Source organism: Rhodococcus sp. T9N, from assembly GCF_024436645.1.
In the GTDB taxonomy this organism is placed as follows: domain Bacteria; phylum Actinomycetota; class Actinomycetes; order Mycobacteriales; family Mycobacteriaceae; genus Rhodococcus_F; species Rhodococcus_F qingshengii.
Map to the genome: position 1 here is coordinate 25,880 of NZ_JAMSKS010000082.1, position 13,851 is coordinate 39,730.

Annotated in this window: 13 protein-coding genes and 2 pseudogenes; 5 read left to right on the forward strand and 10 right to left on the reverse strand. The window is 61.3% G+C overall.

Features of this window, described 5'->3' with window-relative positions; translation table 11 throughout:
* Positions 1-16 precede the first annotated feature (16 nt).
* Together M1L53_RS34005 and M1L53_RS34010 are read left to right on the forward strand one after the other, a co-directional pair.
* A complete protein-coding gene (locus tag M1L53_RS34005; protein WP_261949439.1) occupies positions 17-1,660 on the forward strand; it encodes an NAD(P)/FAD-dependent oxidoreductase in 1,644 nt (547 codons plus the stop codon).
* Complete coding sequence (locus M1L53_RS34010) at positions 1,641-1,883, forward strand: hypothetical protein (protein ID WP_261949438.1); 243 nt, start codon at positions 1,641-1,643, stop codon at positions 1,881-1,883. Before M1L53_RS34005 ends, M1L53_RS34010 begins: the two co-directional genes overlap by 20 nt.
* Positions 1,884-2,140: 257 nt before the next feature.
* Here M1L53_RS34010 and M1L53_RS34015 read toward each other — a convergent pair whose 3' ends face one another.
* The 3 genes from M1L53_RS34015 to M1L53_RS34025 form a co-directional block, all read right to left on the reverse strand.
* On the reverse strand, positions 2,141-2,491 hold the full coding sequence (locus tag M1L53_RS34015) for a hypothetical protein (protein WP_261949437.1): 351 nt from the start codon (positions 2,489-2,491) through the stop codon (positions 2,141-2,143).
* Positions 2,492-2,505: 14 nt separating this feature from the next.
* Complete coding sequence (locus M1L53_RS34020) at positions 2,506-2,967, reverse strand: DUF1272 domain-containing protein (RefSeq protein WP_261949436.1); 462 nt, start codon at positions 2,965-2,967, stop codon at positions 2,506-2,508.
* A 262-nt stretch (positions 2,968-3,229) separates the two neighbouring features.
* The gene (locus M1L53_RS34025; protein WP_261949435.1) at positions 3,230-3,778 is read right to left on the reverse strand and encodes a hypothetical protein; all 549 of its coding nucleotides are present in this window, start codon (positions 3,776-3,778) and stop codon (positions 3,230-3,232) included.
* Positions 3,779-3,919: 141 nt separating this feature from the next.
* Between M1L53_RS34025 and M1L53_RS34030 the strand changes: the two genes are divergently transcribed.
* Positions 3,920-4,207, forward strand: a complete 288-nt coding sequence (locus tag M1L53_RS34030; RefSeq protein WP_261949434.1) for a hypothetical protein — start codon at positions 3,920-3,922, stop codon at positions 4,205-4,207.
* 29 nt (positions 4,208-4,236) lie between these two features.
* Here M1L53_RS34030 and M1L53_RS34035 read toward each other — a convergent pair.
* The 5 genes and pseudogenes from M1L53_RS34035 to M1L53_RS34055 all read right to left on the reverse strand — a co-directional run.
* A pseudogene (locus M1L53_RS34035) lies at positions 4,237-4,755 on the reverse strand (SOS response-associated peptidase); the annotation flags it as partial.
* 163 nt (positions 4,756-4,918) lie between these two features.
* Positions 4,919-7,477, reverse strand: coding sequence for a S8 family peptidase (locus tag M1L53_RS34040; RefSeq protein ID WP_261949433.1), 2,559 nt, complete (start codon positions 7,475-7,477; stop codon positions 4,919-4,921).
* Positions 7,470-8,438 (reverse strand): AAA family ATPase, encoded by a 969-nt coding sequence (locus M1L53_RS34045; protein WP_076949338.1) that lies wholly within the window; start codon positions 8,436-8,438, stop codon positions 7,470-7,472. Before M1L53_RS34045 ends, M1L53_RS34040 begins: the two co-directional genes overlap by 8 nt.
* Before the next feature lie 306 nt (positions 8,439-8,744).
* Positions 8,745-9,392 carry a helix-turn-helix domain-containing protein gene (locus tag M1L53_RS34050; protein ID WP_261949432.1) on the reverse strand — a complete coding sequence of 216 codons (648 nt, stop codon included), beginning with the start codon at positions 9,390-9,392 and terminating at the stop codon, positions 8,745-8,747.
* Positions 9,393-9,395: 3 nt separating this feature from the next.
* Positions 9,396-10,127 carry a hypothetical protein gene (locus M1L53_RS34055; RefSeq protein WP_261949431.1) on the reverse strand — a complete coding sequence of 244 codons (732 nt, stop codon included), beginning with the start codon at positions 10,125-10,127 and terminating at the stop codon, positions 9,396-9,398.
* 89 nt (positions 10,128-10,216) lie between these two features.
* On the opposite strand from M1L53_RS34055, the gene M1L53_RS34060 reads away from it, so the two are divergent.
* On the forward strand, positions 10,217-11,128 hold the full coding sequence (locus M1L53_RS34060) for an alpha/beta fold hydrolase (protein WP_261949430.1): 912 nt from the start codon (positions 10,217-10,219) through the stop codon (positions 11,126-11,128).
* A gap of 236 nt (positions 11,129-11,364) precedes the next feature.
* Here M1L53_RS34060 and M1L53_RS34065 read toward each other — a convergent pair.
* Positions 11,365-11,580 (reverse strand): annotated as a pseudogene (locus M1L53_RS34065) (SOS response-associated peptidase family protein); the annotation flags it as partial.
* 103 nt (positions 11,581-11,683) lie between these two features.
* Between M1L53_RS34065 and M1L53_RS34070 the strand changes: the two are divergent.
* Positions 11,684-12,823, forward strand: a complete 1,140-nt coding sequence (locus M1L53_RS34070; RefSeq protein WP_261949429.1) for a tyrosine-type recombinase/integrase — start codon at positions 11,684-11,686, stop codon at positions 12,821-12,823.
* A gap of 222 nt (positions 12,824-13,045) precedes the next feature.
* Here the strand turns inward: M1L53_RS34070 and M1L53_RS34075 are convergent, their stop codons facing one another.
* Entirely contained in the window at positions 13,046-13,195 is a 150-nt protein-coding gene (locus M1L53_RS34075; protein ID WP_261949428.1) for a hypothetical protein, read from the reverse strand.
* Positions 13,196-13,851 lie beyond the last annotated feature (656 nt).

The window sequence follows — 13,851 nt, forward strand, 5'->3', positions numbered from 1 at the left end:
AACACAAAGGATTGACATGGAACCCGACACGTCACTGGACGCGATCGTCATCGGTGCCGGATTCGCCGGCATCTACGCCCTGCACAAACTTCGCAACGAACTCGGACTCGCAGTGCGATGCTTCGACAAAGCCGACGGTGTCGGCGGCACGTGGCATTGGAATCGGTATCCCGGCGCGAAGTCGGACAGTGAAGGTTTCGTCTACCGGTATTCCTTCGACAAAGAGATGCTTCAGGAATGGTCGTGGACGAACCGCTATCTAGAACAAGCGGAAGTTCTCGAGTATCTCAATGCCGTGGTCGATCGCCACGACCTACGCCGCGATATCCGGCTCGCGACCACCGTCACCTCGGCACGATGGGACGATTCCCTGGCACAGTGGGAAGTGCGCACCGAGTCCTCCGAGGTTTACCGGTGCAAGTACCTGATCACCGCCCTTGGGGTGCTCTCCGAACCCAACGCGCCGGAAATACCTGGTATCGAACAGTTCTCGGGACAGGTAGTGCACACCAGCCGTTGGCCCGACGGACTCGAGGTCGCCGGCCGCAAAGTCGGCGTCATCGGCACCGGCTCCACCGGCACCCAATTCATCTGCACCGCCGCGGAAACCGCTCAGCACTTGACGGTCTTTCAGCGCACCGCGCAGTACAGCATCCCCTCCGGCAACGGACCGATCGACCAGGAATACCTCGACCGGTGCCGCAGCAATTACGACGCCATCTGGGACCAAGTCCGCAATTCGATCGTCGGATGCGGATTCGAAGAAAGCACGGTCCCAGCGACATCGGTGTCGGAAACAGAACGAACCCGTGTGTTCGAGGAAAGCTGGCAACGCGGAAATGCCTTCCACTTCATGTTCGGGACCTTCAACGACATAATCTTCGATCCCGCAGCGAACCTGGCCGCAGCCGATTTCGTTCGGGACAAGATCGCCACAATCGTGGACGACCCCGCCACAGCCCAAATGCTCATGCCCTCCGGGTATTACGCCACTCGGCCCATCGCGAACAAGGGTTACTACGAAACTTTCAACCGGTCGAACGTCTCTCTGGTCAGCATCAAAGACAACCCGATCACCAGGCTGAACGAGAACGCAGTAGTCACCGCCGACGGGACCGAACACGAGATCGATCTGCTCGTACTCGCCACCGGCTTCGACGCCGTCGACGGCGGATACAAGAAAATGCACCTCACCGGGCGCGACGGAACACCGATCAGTGAGCTGTGGAACGAGACCACCGCGGCCTACCTGGGTATCGCCACGCACCAATTCCCCAACATGTTCATGGTCTACGGCCCCAACAGCGTCTTCACGAACCTGCCGCCGGGAATCGAAACCCAGGTCGAATGGATCACCGAACTGATCCGCCAAGCCGAAACCCGCGGCTCCGCCGTCGTCGAAGTCAGCGAAACCGCTGTACGGGCATGGGCGCAACTCTGCGACGACATCGCCAACGCATCACTGTTCCCGAAAGCTCATTCCTGGATATTCGGCGCCAACATTCCAGGAAAAACCAGCCGCGCACTGTTCTATTTCGCCGGCCTGGGCAACTACCGACGCGTCCTCGCGGACGAGTCCGATGCCGACTACCCGAACTTCACCTTTCACAGCGATGACCACACGTCCCTGGAGCGAGAGCATGCCTCAATTCCGCAGTGACCGCCGCGCCTCTAACGACTACGGACTTCTCGTAGCAGCCGCCACCCTCTACAACGACAGCTCCGTCGGCCTGGTCCAACAGCAACTTTCAGAGCACGGTATCCGAAGCACCATCTCCGGTCCCGAACTCTCCGGCCCCGGAATCGCCCGCAAGGTCCTCGTTTTCCCCGAAGACCACCACCGAGCCTTCCGCGTGCTTTGCAACGAAAACGAAGACCTGTAGACGACAGACTTTGACGACCCCACCAAAAGCTCACGTCATCCACCGCATCGGGTCAGCGGATGACGTGAGCCGGGCTCTACGGTGCGACAATGCTGCAATCTTCCCCTAGCTCCCATATGGGAGCTAGGGGCATAGCGCAGCTGATGGGAGCATGTGCTCAGGCTTTCGCTGTAGTCGGTCGAACGGCCCATCACATCCACCCAACACGATGTCCTGGGTGGCTCATCCAGATAGTTCGGCAGTAACCCCGGTGAGCCCTACACGCCGCCAAGCCCAATCCCGGCTCCGCGATGCGACGCGGCCAACACGCGGGGCAAGAGGGTCAGCGCGAGGAGCTGCTCGAACAAGGGGTAGCGGGTGCCCGCCTCCCAATCGCCATATGCCGGCTCCCGCGCGCCGCATGCAATGTCGACGTCGGGGCCGTACAGCTCGGCAGCGTCGAGGGCGCGGGTGATCCGGTACGGGACCAGCGCGCCGGTGATCCACTGTTCGTAGGCCCGATCATGGGCAGCTCGGCGCTGCGCCGCAACGGCAGCCCACTCGGCTCGCTTCCGCAGACGCGCTGCTGCCCGGTCCCCGGCTGCACGGAATCTGGTAGGTGTCGGCATGGTGTGCTCGTCGGTCACAGCGTCTGTGGTTTCCCGTCGGCGCGAGCTGCGTTCTCACCGACAGCGTGGCCGGCAGGGGTTCGGAACACGTCTTCCCCACGAAGTGTGAGAACGGTGATGAGAGCTTCTCGCGGTGTGCAGTCGGGACGCATATGACGCACCTCGATCGCTGCCAACCTTTCCCCGTCGGTGGCCTTGATCTGCGAAATCAGATCCCGCTCGGCATCGGTGAGCTCGAGGACGCCGGAGGGCTGGCGTTGGGCGAGGTAGCTACCGATTCGACCTGCCCATCCCCGACTAATCACTCGGGCTTGCGCGATGCGACGAGGACGCGCGGTCAACTCGCCGCCGCAGTTCGGGCACTCGTTGTCCATCGCCGCTGAGCAGTCGACGCAGAAGGTGCATTCGTAGCTGCATATTGTTGCGGCGGCGGCGTTGTCGAGGGAGGTCCGGCACCTCTCGCACATTGTTTTCATCGCCAACATCGCCGCTCCTGGAGTCGTCTCGCCTTCCGGCACAGTGCATCTGTCCGCGTCAGAGAACCACACCTACCCGGAATCGGCCTACGGGGTCGACCTGCCTTTGGGCAGGAAAATCAGCGGGTCGTCGCTAGGTTCCAAGGCGTAGACCTCGCACTCGTTTGGCGTGGCCGGCGTCATTCCCTCTTCCAGGTACTTCTTCCTCAGCGCCGGTGGGACATTGTCAGTTGTCAGAACAGTGCCTGTATCTCGCGCCATGTCAGCCACGTCGCGACGCAACCGCTCGGCGATGTCGGACTCTGACCGAATCGGCCACCGTCCCAGTCCGTGAATCTGGCGACGGCCGGCATGCTCGGCTTCGATCCGCACCGCCGCGAATGTGCTGCCCTCCCGTCTGAAAGATCATCAGATTTCGGTTGCGGCGATCGACGAACGCGTGGACGAGAACAAGGGCATAGCCGAATACCAAAACCACGGTTATGACCACCGCGACCGCAATACCTGCCGTCGCAATCACCGACCTTTCCCGCGAGAAAGCCGTCAATCGCCACCCCAGGACCACGATCAATACGAGCAGCGAACCCATCAAGAACGCGATGCTGGCTGCTGTCTTCGCTCGCTTTCTGCAATGCTGAGCCCTCTTCGCAGGCTGCTCCCGACTACGGCGGCGAAACGCCTTCACCGTGCCGTACAGCTGCACCAGATCCCACCGCAGCAGGAGCCAACTCTTGGAGCCGTCCGGTTGCTTGTCCAGGTACTCGGCCACGACGGCATCGAAGGTGGTTGTACCTGCGTCTTCCCTGTTCATCGACTCTCCCCCAGCTGTCAGCGTCTGTGTGAGCTGAAGGTACCGATCGACCTGGACAGGGTGGGTTCTCGCGGCACCTTTCGGCGCGGCGGTTGCGGCAAGATGATGGGAACGGTGTTGAACGAGTGATGCGGAGGATGAGTGAGTAACGACTTCTACAGTGCGGCGGATCTGGTCGCTCTGGGCTATGTGTCCGCGCGTCTGACGTCGGTATTCGGTGAACCGGATTCCGTCCACGGGGAGCTGCGTTGGGACGGCGACACCGTTGACGCCGTCGAGCGCGACGTACTCGCTCCTGCTGCTCGGATCATGTTCGATGCCTTCGCTCCGGAGTGGAACACACGGGTCCAGATGAGCGGATCGAACCTCGCCCTCGGGTGGCCGCAGATGGAGCAGATGCTCGCCCGCGTGACGATGCGGGAATCCTGACCACTCTTCGCGAAAGCCCAGGACGTCAGTCAGTGGACCGGTTCGAGCAAACTCGGATCGTTGTTCCTCGGACTATTGACCGCAGTCGAAACCTCGTACGGCTCGAGATGCGGCTCCGGAACGGAATAGATCATGGCCTGCACCTCGCCTTTGTCGGTGAGGTTCGGATCGAGCCAGTGTTCCCAGAACGATTCGGGCAGGATCAGCGGTGATCTGTCGTGTATGTGCCCCGCGCAATCGCTGGCTGGCCGCGTGAGAATGGTGCAGGTCCATACCCACTTGTCCGGATCGTCCTCTGACAGTTCAGGATCGGGCCACAACTCGTAGAGTCGAGCCATCGCGATCACGTCACCTTCGCCGTGAAGAAAATACGGAATCTTCTTTCCCTCTTCGCTTTTCATCCATTCGTAGTAGCCGTTCGCAGGAACGATGGCCCGCCGTTTGGAAGCGCTACTTCTGAATGACGGCTTCTCCGTGACGGTTTCACTGCGGGCGTTGATCAGCTTGGACGCAATTTTTCGATCCTTTGCCCAGGCAGGGAGCAAACCCTTAACCGGACTACGAGCGCTCGTAGTCCGTTAGCGGCGTATCGGTATCGGCAGGCTCGTGTCCTCGATCCTGATGTCGGGGAGCCGAGGTGAGCAAACTCCGGCTGAACTGCCCACCCAAGACGTGCCCCTCTTGTACAAGGTCGTCGAAAATTGAAGGCCTCTAGGTCGTTGTTATCTCCGCGGGAACGGACACCCGCAACTGGTTGGCAATTGGAGTGTAGAGATCGATGTCTTGCTCATCGGTCCGCAATGAAAGCAACAGTGCGTAGCGCACGGGAAAGTTCACGCGGTCGGCACGACGGTTGTTCTTCCACCAGCCCCCGACCGGATAGACCGCAACGGAGTTGCATTGCGCGAGTTCAGTTCCCGTGCCATTCCACTCGTCCTGATGTAGAGACCCGAAGTTGCGTTGGTTGGGTCCGATGAACCAGCGGTCCGTTGTGGTTCCGGTGCGAGGTGAACCGTCCTCACTGAGCTGTGCATCGCGATTGATACGGGCAATGAACTCCGGCTGGGTCTCGACTGGACCTTGGAGATCGAATCGCAGGCTGTGGGAAGGATATGCGTAGCGCTGGCGCCAACCTCGGCGAGATGCGGATGGTTCGATGAAGTACGACAGGCTGATTCGCAACCGTACGCTTTCTGCGCCAAGCTGTTCGAGCACGTCGGACGGCCACGGCAAACTGTGTAGCCGAAACCGCCGCATCCGAAAATCGTCGCCTTCGAAGGGGAGGAACTGGTCCTGGGTGACCAGAGTGACTGCCTGACGTGAAGAGTTCAGCACTGCGCCCTCCGTGGGCACTCCCCACCCGTAGCGGCGCAGGAGTTGAAGACGATCGGTCTTGCGCTGGTCTTGGCGAACCTCTGCTTCCATCGATGGGGTCCATTCGGCGGCGTGGGTGAGTAGTCCGCGGATCGTCTCCGGCCAGTAGTCCGGGTACCGGGCGACTGCCAAGGCCGCGAGGCGGGCAGCTTGAGCGGTAGCGGCGCTGGTGGCGTTTGCCGAGGCTAGAGCAAGATCGTTCGCTGTGCCTGTAGTGCGCAGTGACAACATCGGGTGCTTGTCTTCGAAGGTCCCTGCTCCGTCGGTGAGGACGTTTCCGCCCTCCATGCAGATGTCAGGCTTGATCGGCCAGTTCCGCTGGTTGAACATCACCGACGTCCGACTGTGTGGGGAGAGCCCTCCGCGCTCCGCCATCGGATTCCAACCCCGGTACTGCGGGTCCTCAGGTATGCCGTCCAGATCAGTATGTGCGCCGACGGTGAGGGCGTTCCATGCCTGAGCGGGATCTTCTACTGCTGACGTGTCGGACTCGGTGCGGTGGTCGAGTTGGTAGCTGTCGACATTTCCGGCTGCTACCAGGAAGAGCCGGGAGGAGTCAGGGTCGGGTGCGGACAGTAGCTGCAGTTGGTCCCCGTCGCGGGCGGTGTCGGTTCCGACGGCAAGCGCGTCCACCGCCGCCGACCACAGCGTGGGCTCTCCCGGTTTGTCCGGGCTCGTGCTGAGGGTCAAGCAGAACACACGCTGCCTTGGTGCGGTGATCTCCGGCATCGCGACGGCCTCGACAGTGGCTGTGCCGTAGTCGCGTGGGTTCGTCGCGGCCTCGGACTTCGAGGGCATCATCCGGACCGATTCCAGGCGGAGGCTGAGATGCACTGGCCCAGTGGAGGTGAGGTGCTCTTCGAGGCTGCCGTAGAGCGCGAGACCAGCCATCGTGGTCCCGTGCCCCTCCACATCGCTTCCGGAGATGCCGATGATGGTGTGCAAGTCTGCCACGGCGAGGGAATCTTTTAAGAGCACATGGGCTCGGTTGACGCCGGTGTCGAGGTGGCACACAGCGGGGGCGTGATCGGCTGCGGGTACGAGCCGTTCCGCAAGATCGCGAACGTACTCGTCTTGTTCGGTCGCAGGGAGATCTTCGATAGTGTCGATGAATTCCGGTTTCCGGATCTCGGCCAGGGGGACGCTCGTGACGGGCAGGATCTGGAGTTGCGACCAGGTCGCCTCGACCCACACGACAACTCGGTCACGCAGGGCAACCGACCGGGGCAATGTTCGCAGTTGGTAGGTGGCGAGGAATCCGTTGAAGGTGTCGAGATGCGGCTGGGTGGAATCGAGCCAGAGTTCCCACCAGTGTCGGCCGGAGCGAGGCGGTTCGCCAGCGGAGGTCCACAAGTCGTCCAGGAACGCTTGCCGGATCCGTGCGATGTTCGCCACCAGCGCTTGGTTTACCGGATTTCCGTCCGGCGTCGTCCAATGCTCCTCCACCGCTCTGGTCGAGACCTTCGTAAGATAGTCCTCGAAGATCTTGACGAACTGCGGCCGGTGCGCGTCAGACACCCAGACTGTGGCTCGCTCCGGTTCCGTAGCCGTTGCTTGGTGCACCGACAGGAGGAGCCACTTCGGGCGCTTGGGGGTTTTCCGGTGCCGCGTGAGTTGGCTCAACTGATCCAGCTTCAACGGATACGCCGCGTGCGCACCTTCGAGAACGATCACACTGCCGAGCGCCCGCAGCTCTTCCTCACTGACGCTTAATGTATGGCGTTCGGTGTCGATGTCGGCGAACGCCTTGTCGAGCTCACCTCGGAGTGCCAGGCCATGCGCCCGCCGCTCTACGGGACGGATCTTGACGTCCCCTTGGCCGCCCCGGTGAAAACTTTCGTCAGCGGCCTGTTCGACGACATAGAGATGGTCGAGGTGCCGTGGTTGTTCAGCCAACGCTCGCGGACCGTCGCGCTTTGAGGGTCGCGACGATGTCCTCGCGAGTCACATGCGCGTCACCGCGCATGAGCACCTTTTTCGCGGCGGCCTCGGCTGCTTTGACCAGGTCGGCATGGCTGAGACCTGAGGTGTACTGAGTGAGTTTCGCCAAGCTCAGTCCTGTTGCCAGCGAACCGAGGCGTGCACGGATCACCACGCCGGCCTGACGGGCATCGGGAAGGTCATAGGTGAGGACCGTGTCGAACCGTCGGAACAACGCGCGGTCGAGGATGTCGCGGTGATTAGTTGCGGCGATGACAATCGACTCCGGGCTGGCCTGCTCGAGGAATACGAGGAAAGAATTGAGAATGCGCCGCGCCTCCCCGACATCGTTCCCCGAACGATCGGCACCAAGCGCGTCGAATTCATCGAAGAGGTAGACACCTCGCCGCTCAGCGACTGCGTCGAAGACAAGTCGTAGTTTGCTGCCGGTCTCGCCCATGTACTTGCTCAGAAGGCCGTCCAGCCGGACGGTGAACATCGGCAAGGCCAGCTCGTGAGCCAGTACTGATGCCGTCATCGTCTTACCCGTGCCGGGTGGTCCTTCCAGCAAAAGGCGGTGTATCGGCGCAAACCCGTGTTCCACGAGGTTCTTGCGCTGACGCTGCTCAGCGATCACTTGCTCGATCTGAGAGGTGAGCTCGCCGGGCACGATCAACTCCCGCAGCTCGATCTGAGGATGGGAAGCCTCGACCAATTCGGCCAGGTCGCCGCGCGGCTGCACGAGCTGCGTGACGTTGCTACGGGGAGTGATCTGCCGTGAGGTATCGACGGCCTGCTTAATATCCGCAGCGAGAACGTGGTGCCCACGCTTCGCCTCACGGGCCGCGACCTGCAGAGCAACGGAGTAAAACACCGAGTCGTCGCCGGAGGCATGACTACGGACCATCGCCGTGATGTGTTCACCAAGGCCTGCCATTATTCGCCTCCCGCCTTCGCTGGTATTCGTGCCTTCTCTGGTATTCATTACTGCCGCTCACCGATCCCAGCGAGAGCCACAGGTACGCAATTCTCTCATCGTAGTGACTGACCATTCGCAACCATGGCTCCCCCGCCGTTGCCCACGCAGATCACCGAACGGACTCACCAGTCCCATCGGACGAATCGTGACGCACTGCAGCGTCGGTGACCGAGACGAAAGGATGGTCGGGCACCGGAGGGCGATCCATGCGCTTATAGAACCGCTTCCGTCTCCACCGTTCGTCGCACGCAGAACCAAGACTCGTCAGGGGCCGAAAATCGCAGCCAGGTCCTGGCTTTCGCCGCGGAGCTCGCCAGCAGCGATCGCCTGGTCGGTCGTCAGCATGCTCGATGCAAGGCCAAGTACCACCATCGGTTCTGCTCGAAGGACAGTCTCGGGTTGTACGTCGACTTCGAGCGCGACGCGGGCACCCGTTTCGTCAACGCGAACGGCGAGGTTCATGCCGTCGACCTCGAAGCCGATGGTCGCAGGTACCTCAATTCGCTTGCCCTCCATCAGTGATTCGAGCGCAACCACCAACCAATGAGGTTGGAAACTGTCGCCACGCGGACCTGCAATCATGAGCGGCGTACTCCAGTTCACCAACGCCGTGACAGCACCGCGAAGCTCCCTTCCCCAGGCGGTGAGCGTGTAGGCGATGGCGTTGCTGTCGGTGTCGAGTTGGCGCTGAACTACGCCGGACTGTTCGAGTTCCCTCAGACGCTCGGCCAGCAGGTTGGTGGAGATCCCCGGTAGCCCGGCCTGAAGTTTCCCGTATCGGGCAGGGCCGCCGAGCAGCTCACGCACGATGAGCAGGCTCCACCTGTTGCCTACGACGTCGAGTGCCCGCGCCAACCCGCAGTATTGGCCGTAAGACCGCTTGATTGCCGACTTGTCCTCTTCCGTACTCACCGGTCAGACCTCCGTCCCAATTTCGTCGAAGTCGAGTGCCAACAGCGTCGGCCTGGGGAGAACTCGGCCGCCCGGCCCCCTGGGAAGCACACGGCGCCGGACGGGGAAGACGAGCCCCTCGAACTCTCGGTGGTCATCGCAGTAGATCGAGGCCGCCGCCCAACGGCCAACTGGTTCAGCGACGAAGTCGTGGCGTCGGATCAAGCCAGCAGGGTCGACGTAGAAGGTCTGTCGTCGACAGTGGGTATCGATCTGTTCGGGGAATGTTGCATGGAGCCGCCGCCATGTCTGTCCCGATTCCCGCCATGGTTCACCTTCGGTAACGACGATGTCGGCGCGTCCGAGCAGCAGTGGTGCCGTCAGGTAGTTCCACAAGGCGTATCCGGCGAAGTAAGTGGTGTCGAGTGGATCCCACCGGACGTTGCGGCGGATACCGGTGCGTCCGAAAAATGCTGAACGAGGATCGATTCGGGTGGCAAGTGGTTCTCCGTCGCGGGTTTCGATCCTCACGTCGCCTCCGTCGAACACAGCACGATTGCCGGTTTGTGGGAAATCATGGAGGACGGTGCGCCGCGCGGCGACGTGCACCTCGGCAGTGAAACTGGCCAGCTTGTTGCCGGCGAAGCGAGTGGGCAGCAGACCACCTATTCGTCCCCGAGCTGTAATCGTCGAAACCGACTTCCAACGCTCAGCGCCGCCATGTGCAGCCAGGACGTCGTTGATCAATTCACTCATTCAGCCTCTCCCATCATCTACTTCATGTTTGATTGTGAACTACAGAAGAACAAGTCGATGCGAAAACAGCGAAACAGGAGGATCAGCACATGACGACCACACAGCCTTCGGGCCAACGCCCGGCATGGCTGGACAACGAGTTGTTCCCGTTCGAAAGCCACTTCGTGGAGTTGGACGGAAACGTCGTGCACTACGTCGACGAGGGCTCGGGTCCTACATTGCTGATGCTGACCGGAAATCCGGTCTGGTCCTTCGCCTACCGCGAAGCAATCACCAACCTCCGGGACAGGTTCCGGTGCATCGCCGTGGACTTTCCGGGATTCGGCCTCTCGACCGGTGCACCCGGCTATCAGTACCTAGCCCGCGATCACGCGGACCTGCTCGTGTCCTTCCTCGACCGCTTGAACCTGACGCAACTGACACTGGTCGGCCACAACTGGGGAGGCCCGTTCGGCCTATATGCCGCCCAGCAACGAACGGACAAGTTCGAACGCCTCATCCTCACCAACACCTGGGCATGGCCGTTGAACGGTGACCCGTCCAGCGAACTGTTCTCCCGCGGCGTAGGAAACCCGATCGGACGCGCACTGATCCAACGGTTCAATCTGATGGTCGAGTACTACATTCCCTCAGCACACAAGCGGCGGAAGCTCTCCGACGCCGAAATGGCGCACTACCGCCAGGCAATGCCCACGCCAGCACGCCGCCGCGCCTGCGCAGCCCTTCCCGGAGAACTCGTCGGGGCTCGTAAGTTCTTCACCGATCTGGAGGGCCAACTCAGCGCACTCGAGAAACTGCCCACGCTGCTCGTGTGGGCAGATGCGGACCCAATCTTCACCGACAAATACCGTCAGCGCTTCGAAGAGGCCTTCCCCGACCACACCACGACAATGCTCCCCGGAGTCGGCCACTTCCTACAATCCGACGCACCAGCCGAGTTCAGCAACGCAATCAAGACGTGGTGGGACGAACTGGCCAGTCGCGACAGCACGGCCTCATAGAAGTCGCGGGCGCAATTCACTCGAACGAGAAACTGCTTGCTCCACAATCGCATCCAGGATCGACATCGGGGAATGTGTAGCGACGACTGGCGACGGCCGCACCCTTGCGGACACACGTCACCAACGTGCCACGTCACTGGGGCGGATATCGGCCAGTGACGTCGCGCCGATCGCTCGCTAACCAACGTCACAACTATGCCGTCGGGGGGGTAGATAACTGGCCGGGCCAAGACTGCACAGGTCCATACCCACTTGTTCGGATCGCCCTCGGGCAGTTCAGGGTCGGGCCACAACTCGTAGAGTCCAGCCATTACTTCCAGGTCACCTTCCCCATGAAGAAAGTACGGAATCTTCTTTCCCTCTTCGCTTTTCATCCATTCGCAGTAGCCGTTCGCGGGGATGATGGCGCGCCGCTTGGCGGCGCTACTTCTGAACGACGTTATCTCCGTTATCTACTCTTGGTTACCTTGTCGAGGCATGTTGGTCGGCAGTTGTTCGTGCGACGTTCCTTTTCGTTATCAGGGTCATGGTTGGCACGTTGGTTAGCTTTGTCATGTGGACGTTTTCGTGGCGGAGCGGGCAGTGTCGCCGTCGGATGGTTCACTCCGCTATGTCGTGATCGATCGCACGTACCGCGTGCACACCGAAGCGTCGGCGTATTTAGCTGCGCTGCGCGCATTGGACCGGTCACCGAACACCGAGCGGGTATACGCGAGCCGTATAGCGTTGTTTCTGAGCTACTGCGGGCGATTCGGATTCGATTGGCAGAAAATACAGTTCAGCGACTTGGCGCGCTTTTTGCGGTGGCTGGTCGCTGAGCCGTTGCCGCCGCGCCGACCGAGTTCGCCAACGCGGTTTCGCAGCGCGGGCACAGCGAACGCGGTGATGACGTCGGTGTGCGAGTTCTTACGGTTCGCCGCGGCGCACGGTTGGGTCTCGTCAGAACTGATACCACGGTTGTCACATCGAAAGGACCTGCGATACCTGCCGGGCCACGACAGCGGGGAGATGGGCCAATTCGCCTCCGTCCGGGCGAAGTCGTTGAAGTTGACGGCGCCGGTACCCGAGATCGAGTTCCTGACCGCACGGCAGGTAGACGAGCTGATTGCAGCGGCGGCGCGAACCCGAGACCGGTTTCTGATAACTCTGATGGCTCTCACCGGGATCCGAGTCGGCGAAGCGCTGGGTCTACGCCGTGAGGATCTGCATCTGCTACCTCGTGGCGCTTTGGTCGGATGCTCGACCGACGGCCCGCACATCCATGTGCGCCGACGATGCAATGCCAACGGTGCACTCGCCAAATCCCGGTATCCACGGTCGATTCCGGTAGTGAACGATCTGGTCGGCCTTTACGCCCAGTACCAGCACGAACGGTTCGCAGTCGCGGGCGCGATGGAGTCTGACCTGGTCTTTGTGAACCTCTATCACGAGCCGATCGGCGACGGAATGCGCTACGGCAACGTGCGATCGTTGTTCGCGCGGCTTTCCGCGGCTGCGGGTTTCACAGCGCGCCCGCACATGCTGCGACACACAGCCGCCACCCGATGGATCGAGAATGGTGTGCCCCGCGATGTCGTGCAGGACCTCCTCGGACACGTGTCGTCGGTCTCGATGGATCCGTACCTGCACCCGCCAGAAACGGCCAAACGTGCTGCGGTGGAACGAGTGGCAGCAAGACTGGAGGGATATGACTAGTTCGCAACACTCAGCGTCGATGTTCTCACCGAGTGTCGAGCCCGACTGGATCCGGTGGTTGCGCCGACACACCGACACGAGCTGGCGGCCAGGTGAATGGGACCACGAGCTGTGGTTGTGCACCGCGGACCCTGGCAACCCGCAGAGCACCGTCGACCTCTGCGTGACCCCGGCGTGCACACAAATACTCGGCGACCGCGGTATGATCGCGCGCTGAGCAAGTCAGGTATATCTCGAGACGAGTTCATCGACACCCATGTACCCGACCGGCCGCGCACGAAGTACGGGCAGCGGACAGAACAATGCCGAGTGGAGCGCAACGGTGTACGTTGCGCTCGGCGTTTCGATGTCCGCGGCTTGTGTCGACGTCACCACTCCGAGTGGCGCACACACTCACGACAGAATCCGGCAATCGAACTCGGAAGCTGGGTCACTTGTGTCGCCGAACCATTGGGTCCAGAACAGGAACGTATGTGCCTGGTGTTGGGCTGTCTACTGACACCACGCGGGGCAATTCCGTTGTGCCCGTTGCATTACACCCGCCGCAAGACCAACACGCCTGATACTCCGGTCACCACAAACCGGGGACGTGCCATCACCCCAGTTCAACGCCACAAAACGAGCACTCAGGCACGCCCAGGTCCGATACGCGGTCACCGTGAAGGTAAGGCCCGCCGCTCCCGATACGCCAGCACCGCCATCACCCCCACAATCACAACGGTCTCCACCCACAGAAGCCGCAACGGCACAAACCGATCAGAGAACACCACGAAGGCGCAGGTAACCAGCGTGAGAACACACCCCCCCAAAAACGACACGAAGCACCCACCGCAGCCCCACGCTCGTCATGAGACGTCACATAGGTACACGAGAGGAACCTCGGCGGCACAGCCTGACAAAGACACTCACCATCGCGGCCAGCACGACCGTGTGTCGACGACGGCTTAAGAATGGTTCTGGCCCACTTTCCGTGATCGATTTTGAAAGTATCAGTCACTGAGGAGTATTCGTTTGCGGAGCAAGTCGAA

Bases quoted from the DNA above. Each gene is read 5' to 3' on its own strand.
- M1L53_RS34020 (WP_261949436.1), bottom strand. From the start codon at position 2,967: ATGAAAACAATGTGCGAGAGGTGCCGGACCTCCCTCGACAACGCCGCC.
- M1L53_RS34025 (WP_261949435.1), bottom strand. From the start codon at position 3,778: ATGAACAGGGAAGACGCAGGTACAACCACCTTCGATGCCGTCGTGGCC.
- M1L53_RS34005 (WP_261949439.1), top strand. From the start codon at position 17: ATGGAACCCGACACGTCACTGGACGCGATCGTCATCGGTGCCGGATTC.
- M1L53_RS34045 (WP_076949338.1), bottom strand. From the start codon at position 8,438: ATGGCAGGCCTTGGTGAACACATCACGGCGATGGTCCGTAGTCATGCC.
- M1L53_RS34010 (WP_261949438.1), top strand. From the start codon at position 1,641: ATGCCTCAATTCCGCAGTGACCGCCGCGCCTCTAACGACTACGGACTT.
- M1L53_RS34055 (WP_261949431.1), bottom strand. From the start codon at position 10,127: ATGAGTGAATTGATCAACGACGTCCTGGCTGCACATGGCGGCGCTGAG.
- M1L53_RS34060 (WP_261949430.1), top strand. From the start codon at position 10,217: ATGACGACCACACAGCCTTCGGGCCAACGCCCGGCATGGCTGGACAAC.
- M1L53_RS34015 (WP_261949437.1), bottom strand. From the start codon at position 2,491: ATGCCGACACCTACCAGATTCCGTGCAGCCGGGGACCGGGCAGCAGCG.